The organism is Legionella nigrisilvae (assembly GCF_977063395.2).
The window spans coordinates 95,458-117,785 of the sequence record NZ_CDRUGZ020000027.1 but is presented as its reverse complement, the minus strand read 5'-3'; the positions used below and the strand labels follow the sequence as shown (position 1 = coordinate 117,785).

Sequence of the window (22,328 nt, the reverse complement as noted above, 5' to 3'; positions counted from 1 at the left end):
CTATAATAAAAACAGCTAATAAAGTATTTGACTTTCGTTTCTCTGCGCTCAGTTAGTTGTTAGACGTAGTGAATATGAAGATTTCTATCTCGAAAAGTACTTTGCTAATAACGCAAAACTAAACAACTAATTTGGGGAGACCTTTATGAGAGTTGGCAAATACTATAACGATAATCTAGTTTTCATCTATGCCTATGGAATCAGTAAAAAACACTGCAGAGTTCACGTGTCCCCTATCATGTTGGAGACATTAGTTCTACTCTGAAGAACAAAAAATTAGTTTTAAATAAACGATATTGATGTATGTGATATAAGGAGCAAGCAATGAACAATTCAGCATATTTTCCTATACAAATAATATTCAATAATCTCAAACACTCAAAATCAATTGAGAGTAATGTACGCAAGCATGCTGAAAAATTAGGGAAGTATTTTGACGGTATTATCAGTTGTAATGTCAGCTTAGAAACGCATCGACATCACAATAAAGGAAAAATTTTTCATGTGCGTATTGATCTTGTTGTTCCAAATGCGGAACTCGTCGTAAATCGAGACCTAGCAGAAAATCACGCGCATGAAGACGTTTATGTTGCAATAAGAGATAAATTTCTTGCCATGACACGACAACTAAAAAAATACGTTCATAAACAACGTGGGGAAATAAAACACCATGAACTACCTACTGTAGGATTGGTTCGAGAAATCGCACCTATAGCTGATTACGGTTTTATTGAAACCATTGATGGAAGAAGACTTCGTTTTACCAGTAAAAGTGTAATTGATTATGATTTCAGTAAGTTAGAAGTTGGAAAAAAAGTTAGTTTTGTTGAAGCAAAAAGTAATGATGGTCCAGCAGCAAGTACTGTTTATGTGAAATAGAATAATTTGATGAAAAAGACATATTGCCTTTTTCATCAAAGGGATGTTTATTTTTAATCCTCGTTCAGTAAATAAAACTTGCCTACTAATCATTGTCGGGGTTCATCAAGTATTTTTACTGCCAAGACTCGTTTCTTATAGGGGCATGATGATAATATAACGTACTTTTACACCTAATTTTAAACTCAAATTATGGATAAAATTGCTGCAGTCTATGTCACCAAACCTGAATTCCTGCCCATACTTGCTGAAGAATTAGGTAATGTTTCCAAAATTGTAGAAGATTTAGTTTTTTCTTCTCATAAAAAACTGGATGTATGTTTTGCACAGGACATTTGGTTAGAACCACAAACAGTAACTTTTCAATCTATTTCAGAGGCAGTAAAAATCCTTCGTCAAGCTGGCAAATTTTGGCACCTACATCCTATTTCTCATGTAAGACGCTCACGATTAATCGAAGAACAATTACGTCAGACTCCTCCCCTTTTGCGCCAGTTTCCTATTGAAGAGGAAATTCCACAAATAGGTGCCTTTTGCTTATTAGATAAAAATACTTTGATATATAGCCAAAAACGCCAGAAAAAATGGCCTAATGGAACATGTTATTTTATTGAAGATAAATTAAATCCACCCAATCGAGCCTACTTAAAACTATGGGAAGCACTAACCCTTTTAGAAAAATACCCAAAGCCAGGTGACCAAGTCCTAGATTTGGGCGCTTCTCCAGGAGGATGGTCTTATGTGATGCAATCCCTGGGTACTTCAGTGACATCTGTGGATAAGGCTTTATTAGATCCCCAAATTGCTAAATTACCTCGCATTAACTACTTGCAACAAAGTGCCTTTGCTATAGATCCGATGCAGTGGGAACAAAGCTATGACTGGGTATTATCGGATGTCGCCTGTTATCCGGAGCGAGCTTATGCACTCATCATGAAATGGATAGAGTCGGGAAAAGCCAAGCAATTGATCTTTACTATAAAATTACAAGGAACGATTGAGATGGCCACAATAAAAAAATTTCAAAAAATACCAAATTCTTTTCTTACCAATATGTTTTATAACAAGCACGAAGCAACATTTTTTTATCCTTTTGAAAATAATCCTATAAATCGCTGAAAGTTAATATTCTTTTAATAAATTAGATCTAGACTATTAGTATAAGTCTTTAATATTTACCATTCGAGAATGTTATGTCTGGTTCAAAAGAAGAAATTAAATTAACCAGTGATAAACTGCATAATAAAAACTGTTTTAGCTATTTGAGGCACGTGAAGTTACCTCGTGCTGTTATTGATTTAAAATTACTTCCAGAAAATGTTATTAACAGCATCTCGTCATTACAAGAACCCCAGTTCAATGTAATGTCCCAACTACCTCAAGATTTAACGAACTATACAGGTAGCTATATATATTGCACTAATCAAGAGAGTAAAAAATTATATTTTATTAAATCAGATGGTACATCTGAGTCAGTACAAATTAAGGATTTTGATTTATTTGATCAGAACCTACAAGAGATGAATGTTAAGGGTTTGAAGCAATTCAATCTTAAACCCACGCAAATTGAAACATTGATTACCTCCAACGGAGGTCACCTTCCCTATGACTCCAGCTACCCATATGCTGATTTATACACCGAATTTTTTGATTATCTTGAAGATAATATTAAAAATATTTTTGATAAACCTCGGGCAGCTTTGCTACTTGACCGCGAGCGACTTGCAGTATACCAAGAAACTATTCGAGTTAACCCCACATACCTTCCTTATTCGTTACAAAAAGCATATGTTGGAAATATGGGTGTTTTACCTTCTATAAAAACAATTGGTAACTTGAAGGAAAAGGCAAACCGTATAGAAGAAGAGATAGATGCATTAGATGAATTTATTTTTTCTCTTTATGCAAATGATAATCATATTTTGAATGATACTTTTGACAATATTAGAGAAATAACTTTAAAACAGAATCCAAGCTCATCAAGCATTGAAAAATCCATTTCAAATCATGTAAGCGATAAAGAAACTCCGATCAATAAAAAATCCAACTCACCAGCATATGAGGGCTCTACAGTTGGTCGGGTTACCGCCATGATGGCTAAGGAATACCATCCACAACATGGAACCAGTTTGTCAACAATCAGACGTTATCGCTACAATGTTAATGGCCCTATAGAATACCGTTTTGGTACTCAAGGACAACGTCACGAAGGTAAGGTTCGCATAAGCCCATTATTCAAACGGTTTTTAAAAATTGAAGCCGAAAGAGAGGACGCAAGGGTAGAACAAGCAAAAAAAGAACTCGAGGCACGCTTGAGTGCAACAGGAAAACAAGCTCCCAACCAAGCAGAAGGAACTATCGCTCTAGAACGAATAAAGAGTGCTGATCATGGAGAGATAGATGAAGATAGAATAACTCATATTTATTTCAACCTTTTAGGTCGCGATAGAACCGGTCTGGAAGGAACAAAGGAAAAGGAATTAACCCAAAAGTTAGAAGCACTTGAACTACACCAAAAGGAAGACGGAACTATATCTGGATATAAAAATGTAGCTGTCATTACCCTTCCTGCAGATAAGGGGTTGATGTGGCAAAAAGCCTATGCAGATACCACAACAAAATATAACTCAAAAAATGTGATTGAAGATTTTTTACGGATTGCACAGGAATCTAAAGGATATGATCTCCATTTGAGGAAGAAATTACCTGAAGATCTCACTCAATATCAAGGAAGTTATATATATTGTAGCGATGATAAAATTAAAACACTGTACTATATTAATGCAGATGGGGAATCTAAAGAGGTACCCATAGAAAACATTGCTCAATTTGAGAAAAATCTAAAAGATATAAAGGAGCAAGACTCTGACTTAATACATCTTACAGATGATCAAGCCAAGAGCATGATTGCAAGCTCAGACCACACCCCTCCTGGACTGATGAAAATAAAAGACTTTCACATCAGTGAGCGAATTCGCAGAAAAATATTTAAGGATGGAGGCAAGTATACCCACGAAACTGAAGCCAAAGTTTTAAAAGGACTACTTGATGAGAGCTTTAAGGCTTTAGGTTATTCAGATAAAACTGAATTAACTGAAGCTGAACGGCAGGCAGTCTGGTTCCATTTTGTAAAATATCAACTACCAAATCACATCATAGAATCTCTAAACCCCAAAAGTATTAACTTCAGTTGTAAAGATGCAATTGACCGAGGTGGAGTAGCCTCTGCTTATTATAACCTGGTGAAATCTTTTAACTTAACTGATTCCGAACAGAAAAAGGAAGTAGGAAACAAACCAATGAGTCGGGAAGAGTTTGAAGAAGCATTACATGCCGCGCCCACCATGGTTAAAGGTCGTGGTATGAATCATCATAGAAAGCTTATCTGGAACGCTGTTGATGCTTATGTTAATGCACACTATAACGACCTCAAAAATAATTCCGATAAGGCATGGCTTATAGAATGGAGGGACTATAATTGCCCCCATGAGCGCGTCGAAAGTTTGCTAAAAAAACGGTTAGGAGAAGGTTTGGATGAAATAGAAGAACACCTTCGAACTGAACAAAACTCTCCTAAAATAAAAGCCCTTACCCAAGGAAAAATGATTTTAGAAGAAATAGATAAGCAAACAAAATTGGGTGTTAGTGGAAGACGTGTGTTGTTGGAAACCGCTGTAAGAACTACGTCAATGTCGCTCAGTCCTGACACCCAAAAGCCTAAAAACATCGACCGATACCAAAAACTTTATGATAAGCTTGAAATAAGCTTTCCAGAACTAACAGTTTTAAGAGGGTTAGTAAAAATCTTTGCTGGAACTGTCACAGATATTGTTTTAGGTGCATTGTCTATGGCCTCTTTTGGAAAAATAGACATAAAATCAGACCTGACAGCCCGAGGTTGGGCAACATTTAATGCTGGGTGGGAACTTTCTGCACGAAAATCGTTGCAATCAGTGATGAAAAATCAACTGGAAGAGATGAAAAATCAACTGGAAGTGATGAAAGGTAATCAAAAAGATGATCAAAAAGACCCTAATGAGGACTCTACCTTGAGCGGTGCGAATTCAAATGTGGAATGTAAATAATATCTTTCCTTTAAATACAATCTCCTTAAATAATTATTTATAAAAAAGATTAACAATTAAAATATATTTGTTAAGCTTTCTTAAACATGGAATAGGTATTTATTCATTTCAATCGAAATTTCAGGGAAATAAATCATGAATCTAAAACTTAAAGGCAAAACAGCGTTAGTTACCGGCTCCACTGCAGGTATAGGGTTTGCAATCGCGGAACTATTAGCTCATGAAGGCGCAACTGTTGTAATTAATGGGCGAACTAAGAATAGGGTCACTGAGGCAATGCAACAAATAAAAACGCACAACCCCGAAGCCAACTTAATTGCCGCGCCTTCTGATTTAAGTCTAAAAAAAGAAACAGAGACATTACTTAAACAAATACCCACAGTAGATATTCTGGTCAATAATGTTGGTATTTATAACACAAAGCCCTTTGTGGATATTTCCGATGAAGAATGGTTGCATATGTTTGAAGTCAATGTAATGAGTGGTGTTCGTTTAAGTCGTCATTACTTGGTTCCGATGTTAGAGCAAAACTGGGGCAGAATCATATTTATTTCAAGTGAATCAGGTGTCCAAATTCCGCCCGAGATGGTGCATTATGGCATGAGTAAAACAGCACAGCTTGCCATTGCTCGTGGAATGGCTGAGACGACAAAAGGAACTAATGTAACTGTTAATGCAGTTCTTCCTGGACCGACCAGTAGCGAGGGTATTAGCCAATTTGTAAACGATCTTGGTAAACAGCAAAATAAATCAACAAAACAAATTGAGAAAGATATTTTTGAAGATTTAAGACCCACTTCGCTAATCAAGCGATTTGCCTCCCCTGAAGAAATCGCCAATATGGTTGTATTCTTATGCAGTCCATTATCCTCTGCTACCAATGGAGCGAGTATTCGTGTGGATGGCGGGATTATTAGAACAATTGCATAGTAAATTAAGTAAAGTTGGTGTAGTGGAAATTACCAAATAATTTATTTCACTGCACCAAGGAGCTAAATCATTTATAAATTAAACGTATTAATTTTTGAATCCTTCAGACGTTCGGTTTCTAAGCAGTTCTATATTTTTGGCTGGATCAACAAACAACTCCCCTCCTAATCAGAATTTTAATCCTTTCAAGATGCTCCGGATTTCGAGGACAAGCTGCAGTGAGGTTGAAATTTATTAAAAAGGTGAGGTTCCCTTAGGTTTTAACGCCAATGAAGATAGCACATTGATCTTGCCTCTCATACACTTCAAAATCCGTCTCATACGTTCTGATAATATTGGACTGGGTTTCAAAATAAGCCCAGATTGCTTGCCAGGTTTCGATAATTGCTTTTGGCATAGGACCGGTGTTTTTAAAAACAAGATAATTCCCTTTATTTACTCTGGTGGTATTAAAATGATTTATTATTGCCGAATTATCAAGTTCAACTCCTGCAGTGACAGTATAAAAGCCATTACAATCTGATTCATAATCCGAATAGACTCCATATATCGGTACATGAGATTTTTGTGTTTGAATTTTTGACGCATAAAATCTGTTCCAAAGTTCTGGAAGTTTTGCAGTTTGAGGATTAAATTCGTCGAAATTGCGGGTTCGCTCACTTAATCCCATAACAGTAAATGACTCTATTTTAACAAGCTCGGGTGTAATGTTTTTCATAACCAGTTCTCTCTTAATTTGAAACCACACAGCTGCATAGCAGCAACAATATTTACCAATATAATTGAAGCTAGTGACAGTTTTTGTCAGTAGAGCACAGTTATTTCATACTTATTTCTTCGATAAGTTTTATTGTGTCTGCTGTAAGTTCAAATGAGTCCAGATCCAAATCTTCTCTCATATGCTGTTCACTGCTAGTTCCAGTTAAGGGAACCATCCCAATTTGCAATGCGAATCGAAAAATAATTTGTGGTATCGATTTTTTATAATGTTTCACAAGCTGATGCATAATATTAGTGATTAAATAAGTTTGGTTTGCTGTGAGCAAAGAAAATCCCTGATAAATTATTCCATGATTTTTACAAAATAATCGAATTGCTAAATCCCATTGCGTACTGGCAAAACAACGATTTTGAACGAAAGCAGGTTTTACCCGTGCAGCATGATAAAGGGCATCTAGTTGATCTAAATTCACATTTGAAATACCAAGTAATTTGATTTTTCCTTCATGATATAAATCCTCCATTGCGTTCCAAATATCTAGATCGTCTTGAACAATCCCCGAATTATAAGAGGGACCATGAAGAATGTATGAATCAAGGTAATCGGTTTGTAAGTGTTCTAGTGAGCTTGTAAATGATTGTATCACTTGCTCTTTATATGAATCGGTTTCCTCAAAAGGTTTGCGCTCATCTTGACCATGGGCGGGTGTGAATTTTGTTTGCAAGAATAACTCATTGCGTTGTTTTCCACTGGCTTTTAAAAATTGCTGAACTCCAAGCCCTACTCCTTCTTCAAAATAGTGCATACGTTGGTTTGCTGTATCAATTCCAGTAAATCCGTTTTTTAATGCCTGAAAAGTAAGCTCTTGGCTTCGCTCTTCTTTCCAAGCTGTACCATACAGAAAAGGTGGAATACTAATATGATGGAACTCGTGTTTAAATGCTTCAAGCATAAAATTGCAACTCAATATTGGATTATTAGAATAGTTTTAACGTATTCTTAAAGAAAAATAAATCAACACACTAATTTTCATAAAATTAATTTTATTTACTTGGATTTATTGGTTGCAAAAGTTGCCTTCCATTTTTTTAAAAGCGGTTGGCGACGTTCAGGATAACCCATTTCTGTTAGATTTAATTCAATAATACGATCTGTTCTAAAGTGTCGAAAATCCTGCCTTAGTTCGCACCACGCAATAAGAATACGAACTTGATCAAAAAAACCTAGTGCTAATGGCCAGATAATCCGCTTTGATGAATGTTCATTTACATCTCGATAGAGCAGTTGTAGTTTTCTTTCCAAACGTATTGCTTTTCTAATTAAAATTAAATCAGAATCTTTACTTTCGGCAACTATGCCTGGAGCTATAAGAAGTCCAGATATTTCTAGTTGTTCTCGTAATTCATTAGGCAATACCGCTGCAATTTTAGCTAGTGCATTTTGTGCAGCAAATTTGAGTTGAGTGTCTGTTCGATCCGCTACCCATCGTGAACCAAGAACTATAGCTTCAATTTCTTCTGGGGTAAACATAAGTGGAGGAAGAGTAAATCCTGGGCGCAACATATACCCCATACCTGCTTCGCCTTCAATTTCAGCCCCTTGTCCTTTAAGCATCGAAATATCTCGATACAAAGTACGAAGACTAATTCCCAACTCTTGGGCAAGCGTTACACCACGGACTGGGAACCGATGCCGTCTTAATATCTGAATTAAGTCTAATAATCGTTCAGTTCGTGACATTTACAAAAAGCACCCTCGGAATTTAGTGTTATCTTATTTAAGTTAAGTTTTAAATGCCAATATTTTTAATATTTCTTCCTCAGAAATCCTCTTTTTCTAAAGAAAAATGAATAACCATTCTGTTTGATTAATATTCTCTTAAGATTTAATTGGTAAAATTACAGACCATGTGTTCGTGTAATGGGCAGATCCGAGAGGTAATATATGGGTAAAAGCTCCCTTCCTAAAGACATAAGACAAAGTGAAATAAACTCTATTTGTGTTTTGTTAAATCATAATTTAATTCGTACTACTCAAGATTTAATTACCCATTTTTCTCAACTTATTGAACAAATTCGCAGAAATCCACAAATTTTCAAAGAAACCTACACCCCGGAACAATGCATTCAAATACTCAAAAAAGCAATTAAAACTTACAATAGTATCTATGCATATAACATTACACTAAAAGAAGAACTCATAGATCAGTTTATTGGCGCGGAAAAAACAAGAATATCAGTTGGAACAACAAAAAAATCCTCTGTTGAGACGCTAGTTGAAGATGATTTAACTAAAGTAACAAAAGGTTATGATCGTCTAGAAATGGCTCAGGAAAATGTCCAGCAAATTTCTAACGAGATTTTACGTGTGTTAACTAATAAGGAGTTTGCTGTAGTTCCACAGATAATAATCGGTTCGGGTGATACGGGAACTACCCTTTGGCTTGAACAATATAAAGCACATCATGGGACCAGCCAAACACTCTTAGCTAAGGGTGATCTTCCGCCAGTTTTAATGATAGGTGAAGATTCTGGTAGTTGGAGACATAATTATACCCTTGCCCAACCTTATAGCATCCTTGAGCGAACAACATGTAAAGAAAATCCCTCTATCTATTTATCTACAGAGTATTATCGAAAAAATCCTCATGCAAATGGTCGACATGTCTATCAAGCAAATCAAGTGAATCTTGGTTTTACTGAAGCTCCTCTGTTACGTGCATTTGTATCAAAAATTGAAAAAAGAAGTAATCATTTAAATGATTGGCAATCCTCAGATCATGAATATCGTGTGATAGTAGAGACGCCTAATGGAACTAAGAATATCTATGCAAATGAACTCAACATATGCACAGGCCTCGGTCCTGCACGAAATATCATTTCTGGCTCATTACTCTCATCGGATGAGTTCAATCATTTAAACAAATTTGATTCTAAGAAAGGATTCACACCGATTGTCGATGGTAATCAATTTATTTTAACGGATACAGAGGAACGAGTTAAAGCACCAAGAAAATTAGTGATCTACGGAGGTGGGGGAACCGCCGCTGCCTGCTACAGGAAGGGTTTTTTTGGTCATGATAAACGCACTGAAAATATGGAGTTTAATAAAACAAATCAACAAAACTCTGTTATCTGGATTGCAAAGCAATTTGATAAAGCGGGTACAGGAAAACTCGCTACGACTGCATTAGGCACAGCAAAATCCCGTGGAGATTTAATTCAAGCCGAATTAATCAAAATTGAACAGCAAATTAATGGAAGCTTATTATTAACCTTTACAACTGAAAGCTCCGCTGCTCAGAAAAAAACAAAAGCCTTCACTATTGAATGTGATCAACTTATTTACTCTGTTGGTCAAGATGATAATCGTATGAGAAATATTTGCAAGGAAATCGAGGCCGATGTATCACTTGTTTATGATAAAAATAATATGGTTCTTCATGTATGCTCAGCGGATAAAAAAGTATTTTTCTTTGGCGCAGCAGCGATGGCAGTACGAGAAAAGGAATATATGGATGCAACCTGGAAATGGCTTAAATCCGAAAACATTGGTGGTGATGTAGGTCCAGGATCAATGCCCCCTTCCCGAGCGCAAATCAAGAGTTATAATTTTTGGCGTGGTCTCGATCCAAATAGTATTAATGCCAACATGGACAGTCAATATTTAATTATTAAATACTTAGAAAAATCCGGTGTTGAACCAAAAGTGGCTGCCTGTTTTGTAGAGGATTTGTTAGAAGCAAGAAAAACAAGTACGTGTGGGGCTTCCCACTCAATGATTTTAGCACTTCTAAAGAAACATCAGTTAGATGAAATCATTGAAATAAAAGGACATGGACATCTAGCATTAAAAACAGACAGTAAACCTGTTCCAACCCAATCGAGACAAAAACTTTTATCCTGGCTTGGCCCACAAAGAACATCAAAAGATGCGGATATTCTCGTATCCTCTGTTCATGCAAAGAAAACATCTAAGGACACTATAGAAAAAGAGGAACAAGGTGTACAATTAATTGCAGAGATAAAAACATAAGAGTCTTATGTTCTTTCTTATGCGTAAAAAATAGTAAATATTTTGTATGCTCTTTTAACGACTCAATTGGAATCAACATGCTATTAGCTAAATTTCTTGAGTTAAATGATCAAGAAAATTACCAGCAGACCAAGTTATTAAGCCTAAAAAAACGATTGGATCCCGATTTTTTTTATCAAATAATCGCACAAGCAGATCATGAATTGTTATTCAAACTTGCGATGAATAATCCTGAAATTGATGCAATATGTAAAGCCCCTGAATTAAAATCTCACTGGGAGGACATGTGGCGTCTTTGTGGTGTTAATCCGAAAGAAAATGCTTCTATAAACTCTGAGGCTGTGCACGAATATCAACCCATGCCTACGATTTCCTCATGTTTTGATCTACTAAAAGGTCTTTATCTTTATGAAAATTTTAAAAAAATTTTTAAAGACATGGAGCATACACAAGAATTATATGACAATGCGGAGGAGTTTTTGGCGGCGTCTGGTCTTTATGGATGTTTTTTTGCCTTAAATGCGTTATGCAAGGGGGGGCTAGAGCTATTACACTATAAATTTGATGAAAAGATTGCAGAAAAGATAATTTTTTATGCCCAACTTGCTGCAAAATATTATTTATCTGCAGGGTACTTACTTTTAGCAAATGTTTATCAAGAATTACTTCAATATCAAAACGAAACGAATTTAGTTGGATGGAATTTATCGCTTCTAGCATTTCAAGCAATGAGTGTTGCAAAAAGACTAGAGCAATACTCTATCCCCATGCTCAATAATGCGTATCAAGGAAAAACATTAGAAGAAGCAAGTAATGGACAAATAACTAGTTTTTCGCAAGCCTTAAACAGGTTGCAAAGATTTTTGACACTATCCCCTTTAGATCTGGAAGTTGCTACAGGTGCAGCAATTGCTGAGGCTTCGGCAATAAAAAGAACCTACAAATTAGAGGAATCGCTGATTCCTACTCGGTCTGAGGAAGAACCTTTCACTGCAAAACCAAGAATGTCATGAAGGAAGAACTCATACTACCCTTATTCCGTCAACGCAATTGAGTCACCTGAGTATGGCTGTATGAAGTATCTGGAGTGCACACTTACGTCATCCATACGCGTTTACAACAAAAGGATTTCCTGATTCTATGATTCGCATGATAAAGGCCACAAAGAGAAGCCATAAATTTGAAAAGTATTGTTCCCTTATACCACCCAAGCTAAACTACCACAAAAAAAGATTATGGATGCTATAGTGAGGAATATATCAAGGAGACTGCTTGCACAAGCGCATAAGCCCTTTGATTTTTTAAGTCAGCTCTTGTTGTTACTTATTCTTATAATTGCTTTTGTGCCCTTTTCTCCCAAAATGCCTGCTTCGGGGATCGATCCTTCATGGGCACTGGGACTAAACCAAGCAGTCGCTCAAGGGTTGGCTTTTGGTAAGGAAATAATATTTACCCTAGGCCCCTATTCGTCTCTGTATACAAAAGCCTATCATCCAGCAACTGATCTCATGATGATTTTAGGATGTTTTTACCTCGCACTCATGTACTGGGTTTGTTTATTTTTTTTAATGCAAAAAAAGAGATGGTATTGGACTTTAATTTATTGCGTACCATTTCTAGGGATGATTTATTCGCGGGACTCTTTGTTTTTTTCTTATCCATTACTTGCAGGATTATGCAGTTTCAAAATCATCTATTTGGAACATAGGCTTACTCGCAACTATCGTCTATTATTTGCTTTTCTTCTCTTCGCTCCATTTGGGCTACTGGCCTTAGTAAAAGGGTCCATGTTAATTATTTGCTTACTTATACTTTTTCTTTATTTCATTTTTTTTCTTGCTTATAAAGAAAAAAAAATTGCACTAATTTGTCTTATTTCTCCTTTAATATCAATTATTTTATTTTGGTTGGTCGCGGGACAATCTCTACTTACATTACCTGATTACCTCATCAGTTCGGTTTTTATAGCATCAGGATTTACTGAAGCCATGTCTTCTAATGGTAATATTAGTGAAGTCATTTTATATTTGCTTACTTGCCTGTTAATTTTGTTAACCATTTCAGGGAATAAACAAATACGCCTTACTACAAAAATATTCTTGCTAGGCGCATATATTATTTTTTTGTTTGTTTCTTTTAAAACCGGTTTTACTCGTCATTTTGGTCATGCCTTTATCCCGGGAACCTCCATTATGCTTGCAACGTTACTTTTATCCCTGATTTTAAATACCTGGATCAGTTATCTGCTCGTCATTTTTTCATTGAACACTTGGTATTACATCAATAGTCAGTATACCCACATATCCATCCGGAATAACTTTATCTCTACTTCCTCCTCAGCCTGGCATGGTTTAAAGAATAGAATTCAGGATTTCTCCTGGCTCGAAAAAAATTTTTCATTTAGTATGAATTTCATACGTGAGCAAGCGGCTTTCCCCATTTTACAAGGCACTACGGACATTTACTCATACGATCAAGCTTATCTATTATCCTCACAGAATACATGGGCACCTCGGCCAACTTTTCAGAGCTATTCTGTTTTTAATGCAAGTCTGGCAAGTAATAATAAAAAACATCTTCAGGGGAAGTACAAGCCTGATAATATTATTTTTAAAATTGAACCTATAGATCAACGAGTTCCCTCTTTGGAAGATGGTGCAAGTTGGCCTTTACTGCTGTTGAATTATCAACCTATTCATTACAATAATAATTTTCTATTTCTTAGAAAAAAGAAATATGAATATCCAAAAGAAGTTATTGTGTTAAAAAAAGAATCTCATTTGCTTGGTGAAACAGTCCAACTACCAGAAAGCGATTTATTATTTGCTGAAATTAAGCTAACTCCTACTCTTTTGGGAACATTAGCGACCATTCTCTTTAAACCGCAACAATTGCACATTACTATGAATCTTAACAATGGTCGCACCAAACAATATCGTCTTGTGGCTAATATGGCGAAATCAATGTTTCTCATTTCACCTCTTATTGAAAATACTGCCGAATTCTCAATGCTTTATAAAAGAAATAACGAATTAGATGCTAAGAAAGTTCAGTCCTTGGTCATTACCACAAATCAGGAAAGAAATTGGCATTGGAACAACGAATATATTATCAATTTTAAGCGATTGACTCAGTAGAATTTATCTTTGAAACGCTTAACCTCTTATTACTCGGTTAAGCGAATCGATTTTTGGTATTTCCTATTTGATAGCTCCACGCCGTCTATTTTTGTAACGAATATCCATTATCAAGCCAGCCTTGTAGTCCGGTTTCTAACGATAAGATATTGGAATAACCCATTTTTTGTAAGTTGTCTGCTACTAAGGCACTTCGAAATCCCCCACTACAATAAACAAGAACTGGAGCGTTCAAATCTGGAATTTTCTTTTCAATATCTCGTTCGATAATGCCCTTACTTAAGTGAATTGCTGTAGGAATATGTCCAGTATCCCATTCATTTGACTCACGCACATCTATAAGATGCAGCGGTTCTTGCCGATCAATTTTTTCTTTTAGTGTTTTGGGGGGTATTTCGGTAATACGTTTTTTAGACTCAGCTACTAGTTTTAAAAATCCTTGCGCATGTTGTTTCATTACCTTCTCCTAACATTTTGTTTTATTGTATTCAACTTCTTAACCTTGGACATCTCTGCTTACCTACAGTTGCATTAAGAGCATAATTTAACCGCGGTGCTATAATTATAATCAAAGATAACAAAATCGATCATTGAAAATCGTTGGAGTGCTTTTGATGAAAGCAAGAGAATTTTTCGGTCGCGTAAAGCAACACCAAAGTGGGTCTTCATACTCTAATGTTGTACTAAATTACCTAAATACACGCAATAGTTCCATTTTAAAAGATTTTAAAACGGTATATAAAACAAATTTGCATTCAAGTCATGAACCATTTCCAAAATTTGTTACGCGTCTAGAAAGGGAACATAAAAAACAATTCATATTTAGAGGTATGAGCAATCATGAAGTTGCTGATTTTTTAAAAAGAAGAAGATTTCTCTGTGCGCCCAGCAAACAGAAACAGGATCATTATAACATTCCTGAGCATGTCATTCTGAATAATACAACCAAATTTGGTGCTTTTACTCCATCATTACAAGTTGGTGGTACCTATGCAAGCATGAGTACTATAGTTCCTAGCTCCGGAGCAATTGTCACAACCAATTTACCCCCTTTTTTTGTTAACCCTAAAGAAATCCTGGGGACTCATGAAGAGTTATATAAGCGTTTTAAAAAGCGCTATGACTTAGAAACAGAAATGAATACAGAATTTCAAGGGCTTACGGATGTCATAGAAACAGCAGGGAAAAACATAGAAATTACCATGATTCGAAATTTTGGAAAAAAATATGTTGGATTAGAACTAAATGATGTAAAAGACATTCATCTTTTGACAGTACCAGGTCAAATATTATGTAGTTGGACGAGTATCAATACCCCTTTGCATGAAGTAAGTTTTGAAAATCCAGAATACAAACTCAGGGTGTGTTCTGTAAAAGTTGGGTTTGCTGAGCATGATGCCTATCTTGCTGACGAGTATGATTTAGTTAATCAAAGAAATCGAGATATAGGACTTATTCCTCCTGAGGGTAGAGTAATTACGATGCATGAAGCAAAATATTTAGCAAAATCAGGTTTATTGGAACTACTCAATAATATGTATGAAAATGATGATGAAACATATGTATTTTCACATGTGCCAAGCGATATTCCAGTTAATGATATCGATGCTATTCGTGAGTATATGCTTAAGACTATCGAATCTTTACCACACATGAGAAAAATGGAATCCAGAATAGAAGAACTTACGGATGAGGAACCAAAAGAAAAGCCTGATGTAAAATAATAGAGACGTGCGACCTTTAATGCTTTTTGCCAATTCCTTTAAACCAATTTTTTAATTCCGGCCAAAAAGCAATGATAGCGATAATGAGAGTAAATAAAATAACTGAAATTACCATTTGAACGATAGGAAATCGGAGTTCATCATGCGCAACAAACCAGCTCGCGATTGATCCGGAAATCACTAAAAGTAACCTTATAAAAAACTGAAACATAATAACTCCAGATAGTTATGGATCTAAATCAGATTCAATGTATGTTTTGCAATCATATATTCTTCATTAGTAGGAATAACACCTACGAATACTCTACTATGAGGATGGCTAATTACTGCAGTATGAGTGCAATTTGCCTGATCATCCAATATTACTCCCAGCCAAGTCAGACGTTCACATATTTTTTTTCTTACTGGCGCTGAGCGTTCACCAATGCCGGCAGTAAAAATGATTGCCTCGCATCCTTGCAAGCTACTGGCTAGAGCACATAATTCTCGTGCTGCCCGATAACAAAATAAATCAACTGCCTCAACTGCCCTTTCATCCTTACTGGCTTGAAGTTCGCGCATATCACTGCTGATTTCAGAAACTCCCAATAGTCCTGATTTCTTATACAAAAGGGTATTCACTTCTTCTACAGATAATTTTTTTTCCTGGAGTAAATATAAAATTACCCCGGGATCAATTTCACCACAGCGAGTTCCCATCATTAAACCTTCTAAGGCAGTAAATCCCATAGAGGTAGCAACACTTTTACAATGTTCCATCGCACACATGCTCGCACCATTACCCAGATGAGCAACAATTACTTTTTTATCTTTGATTTCTGAAGGTAAAACGGAAGCAATGTACTCATAAGAAATACCATGAAATCCATAGCGAATTATTCCCTCCTCACTTAATTTCCTGGGTATAGCAAAAAGAGTAGCTAATTTGTCTTGGGTTTGATGAAATGATGTATCAAAACATGCAACTTGTGGAAGTTCAGGGTAAAGCTTCAAGATACTCTCAATAATCGCTACATTATGGGGTTGGTGAAGTGGTGCCAAAGGATTTAAAGAGGTTAATTTTTCAATAGAATCTTTATTAATTAATATGGGATCATGAAAAAAACGTCCCCCGTGAACTACGCGATGCCCAACCGCTTTTAAAATATACCGTGTAGGTAAATGCTTTATCCATTCAAATAAAAATCTCAATGCAGATTCATACCCCGGTGATGAAATGGATGTATTAGCAATCTGTTCCTGTTGTGCATTGGAAATGGTTATTTGAGGATGTTTAAAAATACTTTCTATTTCACCATGATAAATTATAGTTAAAGAAGAAATAAAGAGACTAAATTTAATGCTGGAAGAACCTGCATTAATTACTAATACTGCTTCATCAAATTGTTCTGATTTCATTATTTTTTTCTACGTGCATACAATAAAGCCATAACACAGGATGCTTTTCGTGATAATTCATCGCTACCTCGGCTGGTTAAAATAATGGGAACATGAGCTCCCAATACCATCCCAGCGGCTTCTATACCTGACAAATAAGTCATTTGTTTGTAAAGCATATTACCTGATTCAATGTCAGGAACTACTAAGATATCCGCATTACCCGCAACAGGAGAAAAAATACCTTTTTCACGTGCTGAATCCATAGAAATAGCGTTATCAAAAGCTAAGGGACCATCTAAAATACCCCCTGTAATCTGTCCGCGCTCCGCCATTTTACACAATGCTGTGGCATCCAGTGTGGATGGAATTTTTTCATTTACGGTTTCAACTGCAGAAAGAATTGCAACTTTAGGGGTACCTAGTTCAAGTGCATGAAATAGATCAATCGCATTTTGTACGATGTCACGTTTTTCACTGAGATTTGGAAATAGATTGATTGCGGCATCGGTCAAAAAAATAGGTTTAGGATAATTAGGTACCTCAAGAGAAAATACATGGCTCATACGGCGCCCTGTACGTAATCCATTTTCTTTAGCGACAATAGGTTTCATCAATTCTTCTGTATGAAGTTTTCCTTTCATTATCGCTTCAACTTTTTGTGCTGCAGCTAGTTTTACCGCAGTTTCAGCAGCTTCATTACTATGTCTAGTAGGAATAAGTTCGTAAGCCGAAATATCAATATTAGCTTCTTTAGCGGCCTCAAGAATTTTTTGTTTCGGGCCCACGAGAACCGGTATAATTAATCCCTCTTCGGCCGAAGCAATTGCTCCTTTAAGCGAGAGTACATCCACAGGGTGAACCACAGCCGTTTTAAGTGGTTCTAGAGCGTTTTTTTCCATAATTAAATGGTGATACCAATGTTCTTGTTTTGGTTTAAGCTCAACTTTAGGCAACTCAATACAGACTCTTTTAATTTTTGTGGTTGGTGCTATTACCTTTGCACGACCACAAATAACTGTTTTTCCCAGTTGGTTAACGCCTTTACAATCAAACTCCACAATGTGTCTTTCCGGTATTTTATTCACTACCTTAAGTGTGACGGTGATGGTGTCTCCTAGAGTCACAGGATGTTCGAATTTTAAAGTTTGTTCTAAATAAATGGTGCCGGGGCCTGGCAACTCTGTTCCCAATATAGTAGATAAAAGTGATGCGCTCCACATACCATGAGCAATAATTTTGTGAAACATATCATTTTTAGCGTACTCTGCATCTACATGCGCTGGATTAATATCTCCAGACATGATGGCAAACAGCTGGATATCTTCTGAAGTTAATGTGCGTATTAGACTCGCTGATTTACCAATTGTTATCTCATCAAAGACCTGATTTTCGATGTAACTCATCTTTATGCCTATTATAATAATTCATAATCCACTTGGAACGTGGTCATTTTGTCACATGAGCATTACGCCCCATAATCGTGGGGCATTTTATTCTATTTTGCAGTTTCTATTTTTACGTCTCGAGATTTCCCTTTAGCTTCTGCTTTCTTGGGTAGCTCTATCCATAGCATTCCTTTTTTAAAAGTTGCTTTGGCTTTATTTATATCTATTGTTGAGGGTAAAGAGAGTGAACGCTCATATTTACCATAACTAATTTCTCGAGAAATATATTTTTTCTTTTCATTTTTTTTAGAAGTTGATTTTTCACCTGTAATAGTAAGCGAATTGTCCCTTAAAGATACAGTGATGTCTTTTTCATCCATGCCAGGCATTTCCATTTGGATGGTAAAGTGATCTTTATCCTCAACCAAATCCATGGAAGGCATAAGATTTAGATTCTCAAATTGTTCCATGCTTCTGTTTGGTGAAAACATTTCATAAAAATCCTGGAATGCTTTATCCACTTCCTGTTGAAGACTTAAAAAAGGATTATGAGGATGTTCAATTGAAATAGGTGTTCCTTTTTTCCATTTTAATAGCGCATTCATGTTATCGACTCCGTCCTATATTAATTTTCCATTAACGAAATACACCAAATACAGTTTGATATACAAAAGTATTTTGTCAAGTCAAAATAGTATTAATTGGTCTACAGTAATAAATATCATTCGCATTTTCGCGTACTCAAGTTAAGGAACATATTATGATGCATGCAATGATTATGGAAAAATCAGGCCAAAAGTTAATCTATAAAAAAATAAAAAAACCTGAACCTCAAGAAAATGAAGTGCTCATTAAAGTGCATACCTGTGGGATCTGTCGTACCGATTTACATGTTGTAGATGGTGAATTAAATCACCCCAAACTTCCTCTAATACCGGGTCATCAAATTGTTGGCACCATCGAAAAAATTGGTTCAGTGAATATCCCTTTTACTATTGGGCAACGAATTGGAGTCCCTTGGTTAGGTGGGAGCTGTGGCCAATGTCTGTTTTGTAAATCTGGGCATGAAAATCTTTGTGATCACGCCCGATTTACTGGTTATCAAATTGATGGTGGCTTTGCAGAATATTGTGTAGCGAACCAGCGATTTTGTTTTCCTATACCTGAGGGTTATTCTGATGATCAGGCAGCCCCGCTTTTTTGTGCAGGTTTGATTGGTTATAGGGCTTTATTAAAAACAAATGATGCAAAAACTTTAGGATTATATGGGTTTGGCTCAGCAGCACATATTCTTATCCAAGTAGCGAAACAACAAGGACGATCGGTTTATGTCTTTACCAGTCCTGGTGATAAGCAGGCACAGGAGTTTGCATATAGTCTAGGCGCGGTATGGGTAGGAGATTCAAACCAAGAGGCACCTCATCCTTTAGATGCTGCAATCATTTTTGCACCTGTAGGAACACTTGTTCCGCGTGCACTTGGTAATATAGAAAAAGGAGGGATAGTAGTTTGTGCTGGAATTCATATGAGTGATATTCCTAGTTTTCCTTATAATATTCTTTGGGGAGAGCGGACTCTGTGTTCTGTAGCAAATCTAACCCGAAAGGATGGGGAGGAGTTTTTATCGCTCGCACCGAAAATTCCTGTTAAAACAGAAGTTCATGTCTATCCATTAAGAGAAGTTAATCAAGCACTTGAGGATCTACGTCACGGGCGGTTTACAGGTGCTGCGGTAATTAAAATTTGAACTCAATACGGAGGATAAAGCACTCTATTCCCTTGCTTTGGCTCTTAATATTTGGGACTATCAACATCAAGGATTTCAATTTACTTATTCCAAGGGATTATGATTAATATGTTTCAACAGGCAATTGTACGAACACCGTCTTCCAATTTAATTCATGGATTAACATCCACAATCGAGTTAGGTCAACCGGATTATAGAAAAGCCCTCAAACAACATCAAAGTTACATCAATGCCTTGGCTCGCTGTAGCCTCGAAGTAACTGTTTTACCTGCCTTGGACCCATTTCCTGATTCGTGCTTTGTTGAGGACCCTGCACTCCTTACAGATAGATTTGCCCTCCTCACTCGTCCAGGGGCCCTATCAAGAGAGGAAGAGGTAAATTTAATTGAACCGTGTATTCAAACTTTTTACAAAGCAAACATCCATAAAATTACTGCCCCTGGAACCTTGGAAGCTGGTGATGTGATGCAAGTAGAAGATCATTTCTATATAGGGCTTTCGCAACGAACTAATAAAGAAGGGGCGGCACAATTAACGGCTTTACTGACACAATATGGTTTTAAAAGTACCGTGATTGAATTGAACAAATTTTTACATCTAAAAACTGGAGTTTCATATCTGGGTGATGGCTGTGTACTCGTCAATGGAGAATTAATTAATCATCCGGCTTTTCAATCATTAAAACAATTGGTTATTGATGATTGTGAAGCTTACGCCGCGAATTCCATTAATGTTAATAACACCATCATTATGCCTCAAGGTTTCCCACATTCAGTTGAAATGGTTCTTAATTCTGGCTTCCAAGTGATCACCGTAGATGTAAGCGAATTTCGTAAAATTGATGGTGGTTTGAGCTGTTTATCCCTAAGATTTTAATGAATAAAAAGCTTACTATTTTTAGTTTGACTTTAACGACCGTGGGTTCAGTAGACAGCATTCGTAACCTGCCTGCTGCTGCATTGGTTGGGACAGATATTTTTTGGTATTTCGGCTTGGCATTATTTTTCTTTTTATTACCCAGCGCCATCATTGCAGGCTGGTTTTCCACTAAATTTGACGAAGGGATCTATGGCTGGGTAAAAAATAGTCTGGGGAAAAAAGCTGGGTTTCTCGCTATTTGGTTCCAATGGATGCAAAACATCCTTATTTATCCCACCTTTTTCAGTTTTATAGCGGGTGCGTTTTTGTACTGCATCAATCCGGATCTTGTTGAAAATAAAATGCTTCTTTTTATTATAATTAATCTTCTCATCTGGGGTTTGACTTGGATTAATATAAAAGGACTCAATTTTTCCAATCGCCTGACTATTGTTTGCTCTATAATGGGACTTTTAATCCCCTTTATTTTAATCCTAGCTATAGGATTTATAGGGATGATTATTCATCCCCAATCGCTTAACCTTATAACACCTTCCCATCAAGATTCATGGGGATCCCTAACGGCAATAATACTTTCTTTTTGTGGCATTGAAATTGCTGGGGTTCATGCGCAAGATTGCAAACCAGGCTCATTACCTAAGGCGATTGCTCTTTCAGTGATTATTATTTTTGTTACGATGCTCTTTGGCTCTTTGACTTTAGCTATGCTACTTTCACCGAATCAATTGAATTTTATTAGTGGCATTCCCCAGCTATTTCAAGTTTTCTTCACTCAAATCCAATGTGCGAAATTAAGTTTGATAGTTAATATTTTAATCGTCATTGGTTGTATTGGATGTGCCAATAATTGGCTTATTTCCCCAGTTAAGGGCCTTCTGTTTGCAAGTGATGAGCTCCCTATTTCGAAACAATCCTCCTCTAGATTACTAGTTATGCAAGCATGTGGTGTATCATTTATTAGTACACTTTTTTTATTATTACCCAGTGTTAATGCCTCCTATTGGTTTATGATTACTCTGGCTACTCAAATGTACTTGTTAATGTATGGGTTTATGTTTGCTGGTGCAATACACTTATCTTGGCAAGAAAAAGATCAATATTATTTGTGCATTGTCTTATCATCCATTCTCGGATTTATTGGCATTATTATTTCAATTGCGGTCAGCTTTACTCCTCCTTCCTCATTAAAATATGATTCATTGTTGCATTACGATTTATTTATCCTTATATGTTTGTTTCTTATCGCTTCATCCGCTTATTTTGGGAAAAGAATTCTTTATTTTAGAGTAACTAAAGAAGTACTTAAGAACTAAATCTCGAAGTAATAAGCCAATGTATTAAACTCTTGATTTATCAGTTTATTAATCCACATTACCTTTACTTTAAATTGAAAGAAGATTATAATTTGAACAGAATATTTTTCTAC

General features: G+C 36.1%; 19 protein-coding genes. 11 read left to right on the top strand and 8 right to left on the bottom strand.

Annotated elements, in window-relative coordinates; all coding sequences use genetic code 11:
* Window positions 1-324: 324 nt before the first annotated feature.
* The 4 genes from ACWTE2_RS17815 to ACWTE2_RS17800 all read left to right on the top strand — a co-directional run bounded on the left by ACWTE2_RS17815 (window position 325) and on the right by ACWTE2_RS17800 (window position 5,894).
* The gene (locus tag ACWTE2_RS17815) at window positions 325-879 is read left to right on the top strand and encodes an HPF/RaiA family ribosome-associated protein (protein ID WP_182390635.1); all 555 of its coding nucleotides are present in this window, start codon (window positions 325-327) and stop codon (window positions 877-879) included.
* A gap of 192 nt (window positions 880-1,071) precedes the next feature.
* Complete coding sequence (locus ACWTE2_RS17810) at window positions 1,072-1,998, top strand: SAM-dependent methyltransferase (protein ID WP_454783710.1); 927 nt, start codon at window positions 1,072-1,074, stop codon at window positions 1,996-1,998.
* 74 nt (window positions 1,999-2,072) lie between these two features.
* The gene (locus ACWTE2_RS17805; RefSeq protein ID WP_454783709.1) at window positions 2,073-4,964 is read left to right on the top strand and encodes a hypothetical protein; all 2,892 of its coding nucleotides are present in this window, start codon (window positions 2,073-2,075) and stop codon (window positions 4,962-4,964) included.
* Between the two features lie 135 nt (window positions 4,965-5,099).
* A complete protein-coding gene (locus tag ACWTE2_RS17800; protein ID WP_182390632.1) occupies window positions 5,100-5,894 on the top strand; it encodes an SDR family NAD(P)-dependent oxidoreductase in 795 nt (264 codons plus the stop codon).
* A 253-nt stretch (window positions 5,895-6,147) separates the two neighbouring features.
* On the opposite strand, the gene ACWTE2_RS17795 is transcribed toward ACWTE2_RS17800, so the two are convergent.
* The 3 genes from ACWTE2_RS17795 to ACWTE2_RS17785 all read right to left on the bottom strand — a co-directional run bounded on the left by ACWTE2_RS17795 (window position 6,148) and on the right by ACWTE2_RS17785 (window position 8,355).
* A complete protein-coding gene (locus tag ACWTE2_RS17795; protein ID WP_454783708.1) occupies window positions 6,148-6,612 on the bottom strand; it encodes a GyrI-like domain-containing protein in 465 nt (154 codons plus the stop codon).
* 100 nt (window positions 6,613-6,712) lie between these two features.
* Window positions 6,713-7,567 carry an aldo/keto reductase family protein gene (locus ACWTE2_RS17790; protein ID WP_454783707.1) on the bottom strand — a complete coding sequence of 285 codons (855 nt, stop codon included), beginning with the start codon at window positions 7,565-7,567 and terminating at the stop codon, window positions 6,713-6,715.
* 95 nt (window positions 7,568-7,662) lie between these two features.
* Window positions 7,663-8,355: a helix-turn-helix transcriptional regulator gene (locus ACWTE2_RS17785; protein WP_454783706.1), complete on the bottom strand. Its 693-nt coding sequence runs from the start codon at window positions 8,353-8,355 to the stop codon at window positions 7,663-7,665.
* A gap of 204 nt (window positions 8,356-8,559) precedes the next feature.
* Between ACWTE2_RS17785 and ACWTE2_RS17780 the strand changes: the two genes are divergently transcribed.
* The 3 genes from ACWTE2_RS17780 to ACWTE2_RS17770 all read left to right on the top strand — a co-directional run bounded on the left by ACWTE2_RS17780 (window position 8,560) and on the right by ACWTE2_RS17770 (window position 13,787).
* Window positions 8,560-10,650 carry a hypothetical protein gene (locus ACWTE2_RS17780; protein ID WP_454783705.1) on the top strand — a complete coding sequence of 697 codons (2,091 nt, stop codon included), beginning with the start codon at window positions 8,560-8,562 and terminating at the stop codon, window positions 10,648-10,650.
* A 77-nt stretch (window positions 10,651-10,727) separates the two neighbouring features.
* Window positions 10,728-11,663: a DUF5630 domain-containing protein gene (locus ACWTE2_RS17775; protein WP_454783704.1), complete on the top strand. Its 936-nt coding sequence runs from the start codon at window positions 10,728-10,730 to the stop codon at window positions 11,661-11,663.
* A gap of 234 nt (window positions 11,664-11,897) precedes the next feature.
* Window positions 11,898-13,787 carry a hypothetical protein gene (locus ACWTE2_RS17770; protein WP_454783703.1) on the top strand — a complete coding sequence of 630 codons (1,890 nt, stop codon included), beginning with the start codon at window positions 11,898-11,900 and terminating at the stop codon, window positions 13,785-13,787.
* 85 nt (window positions 13,788-13,872) lie between these two features.
* Here the strand turns inward: ACWTE2_RS17770 and ACWTE2_RS17765 are convergent, their stop codons facing one another.
* Entirely contained in the window at window positions 13,873-14,244 is a 372-nt protein-coding gene (locus ACWTE2_RS17765) for a rhodanese-like domain-containing protein (protein WP_454783702.1), read from the bottom strand.
* A 157-nt stretch (window positions 14,245-14,401) separates the two neighbouring features.
* On the opposite strand from ACWTE2_RS17765, the gene ACWTE2_RS17760 reads away from it, so the two are divergent.
* Window positions 14,402-15,511 (top strand): hypothetical protein, encoded by a 1,110-nt coding sequence (locus ACWTE2_RS17760; RefSeq protein WP_454783701.1) that lies wholly within the window; start codon window positions 14,402-14,404, stop codon window positions 15,509-15,511.
* Window positions 15,512-15,527: 16 nt separating this feature from the next.
* Here the strand turns inward: ACWTE2_RS17760 and ACWTE2_RS17755 are convergent, their stop codons facing one another.
* The 4 genes from ACWTE2_RS17755 to ACWTE2_RS17740 all read right to left on the bottom strand — a co-directional run bounded on the left by ACWTE2_RS17755 (window position 15,528) and on the right by ACWTE2_RS17740 (window position 18,881).
* Window positions 15,528-15,722 (bottom strand): hypothetical protein, encoded by a 195-nt coding sequence (locus ACWTE2_RS17755; protein WP_182390623.1) that lies wholly within the window; start codon window positions 15,720-15,722, stop codon window positions 15,528-15,530.
* Between the two features lie 23 nt (window positions 15,723-15,745).
* Window positions 15,746-16,909: an acetate/propionate family kinase gene (locus tag ACWTE2_RS17750; RefSeq protein WP_454783700.1), complete on the bottom strand. Its 1,164-nt coding sequence runs from the start codon at window positions 16,907-16,909 to the stop codon at window positions 15,746-15,748.
* The gene (locus ACWTE2_RS17745) at window positions 16,909-18,294 is read right to left on the bottom strand and encodes a bifunctional enoyl-CoA hydratase/phosphate acetyltransferase (protein WP_454783699.1); all 1,386 of its coding nucleotides are present in this window, start codon (window positions 18,292-18,294) and stop codon (window positions 16,909-16,911) included. The genes ACWTE2_RS17750 and ACWTE2_RS17745 overlap by 1 nt, the downstream gene beginning before the upstream one ends.
* A gap of 92 nt (window positions 18,295-18,386) precedes the next feature.
* Window positions 18,387-18,881 (bottom strand): Hsp20/alpha crystallin family protein, encoded by a 495-nt coding sequence (locus tag ACWTE2_RS17740; RefSeq protein ID WP_454783698.1) that lies wholly within the window; start codon window positions 18,879-18,881, stop codon window positions 18,387-18,389.
* A 158-nt stretch (window positions 18,882-19,039) separates the two neighbouring features.
* Here ACWTE2_RS17740 and ACWTE2_RS17735 point away from each other — a divergent pair, with 158 nt between their 5' ends.
* The 3 genes from ACWTE2_RS17735 to ACWTE2_RS17725 all read left to right on the top strand — a co-directional run bounded on the left by ACWTE2_RS17735 (window position 19,040) and on the right by ACWTE2_RS17725 (window position 22,215).
* Window positions 19,040-20,023 carry a zinc-dependent alcohol dehydrogenase family protein gene (locus tag ACWTE2_RS17735; RefSeq protein ID WP_454784419.1) on the top strand — a complete coding sequence of 328 codons (984 nt, stop codon included), beginning with the start codon at window positions 19,040-19,042 and terminating at the stop codon, window positions 20,021-20,023.
* 99 nt (window positions 20,024-20,122) lie between these two features.
* The gene (locus tag ACWTE2_RS17730) at window positions 20,123-20,899 is read left to right on the top strand and encodes a dimethylarginine dimethylaminohydrolase family protein (protein WP_454783697.1); all 777 of its coding nucleotides are present in this window, start codon (window positions 20,123-20,125) and stop codon (window positions 20,897-20,899) included.
* Window positions 20,899-22,215, top strand: a complete 1,317-nt coding sequence (locus ACWTE2_RS17725; protein WP_454783696.1) for an APC family permease — start codon at window positions 20,899-20,901, stop codon at window positions 22,213-22,215. The genes ACWTE2_RS17730 and ACWTE2_RS17725 overlap by 1 nt, the downstream gene beginning before the upstream one ends.
* Window positions 22,216-22,328: the final 113 nt, after the last annotated feature.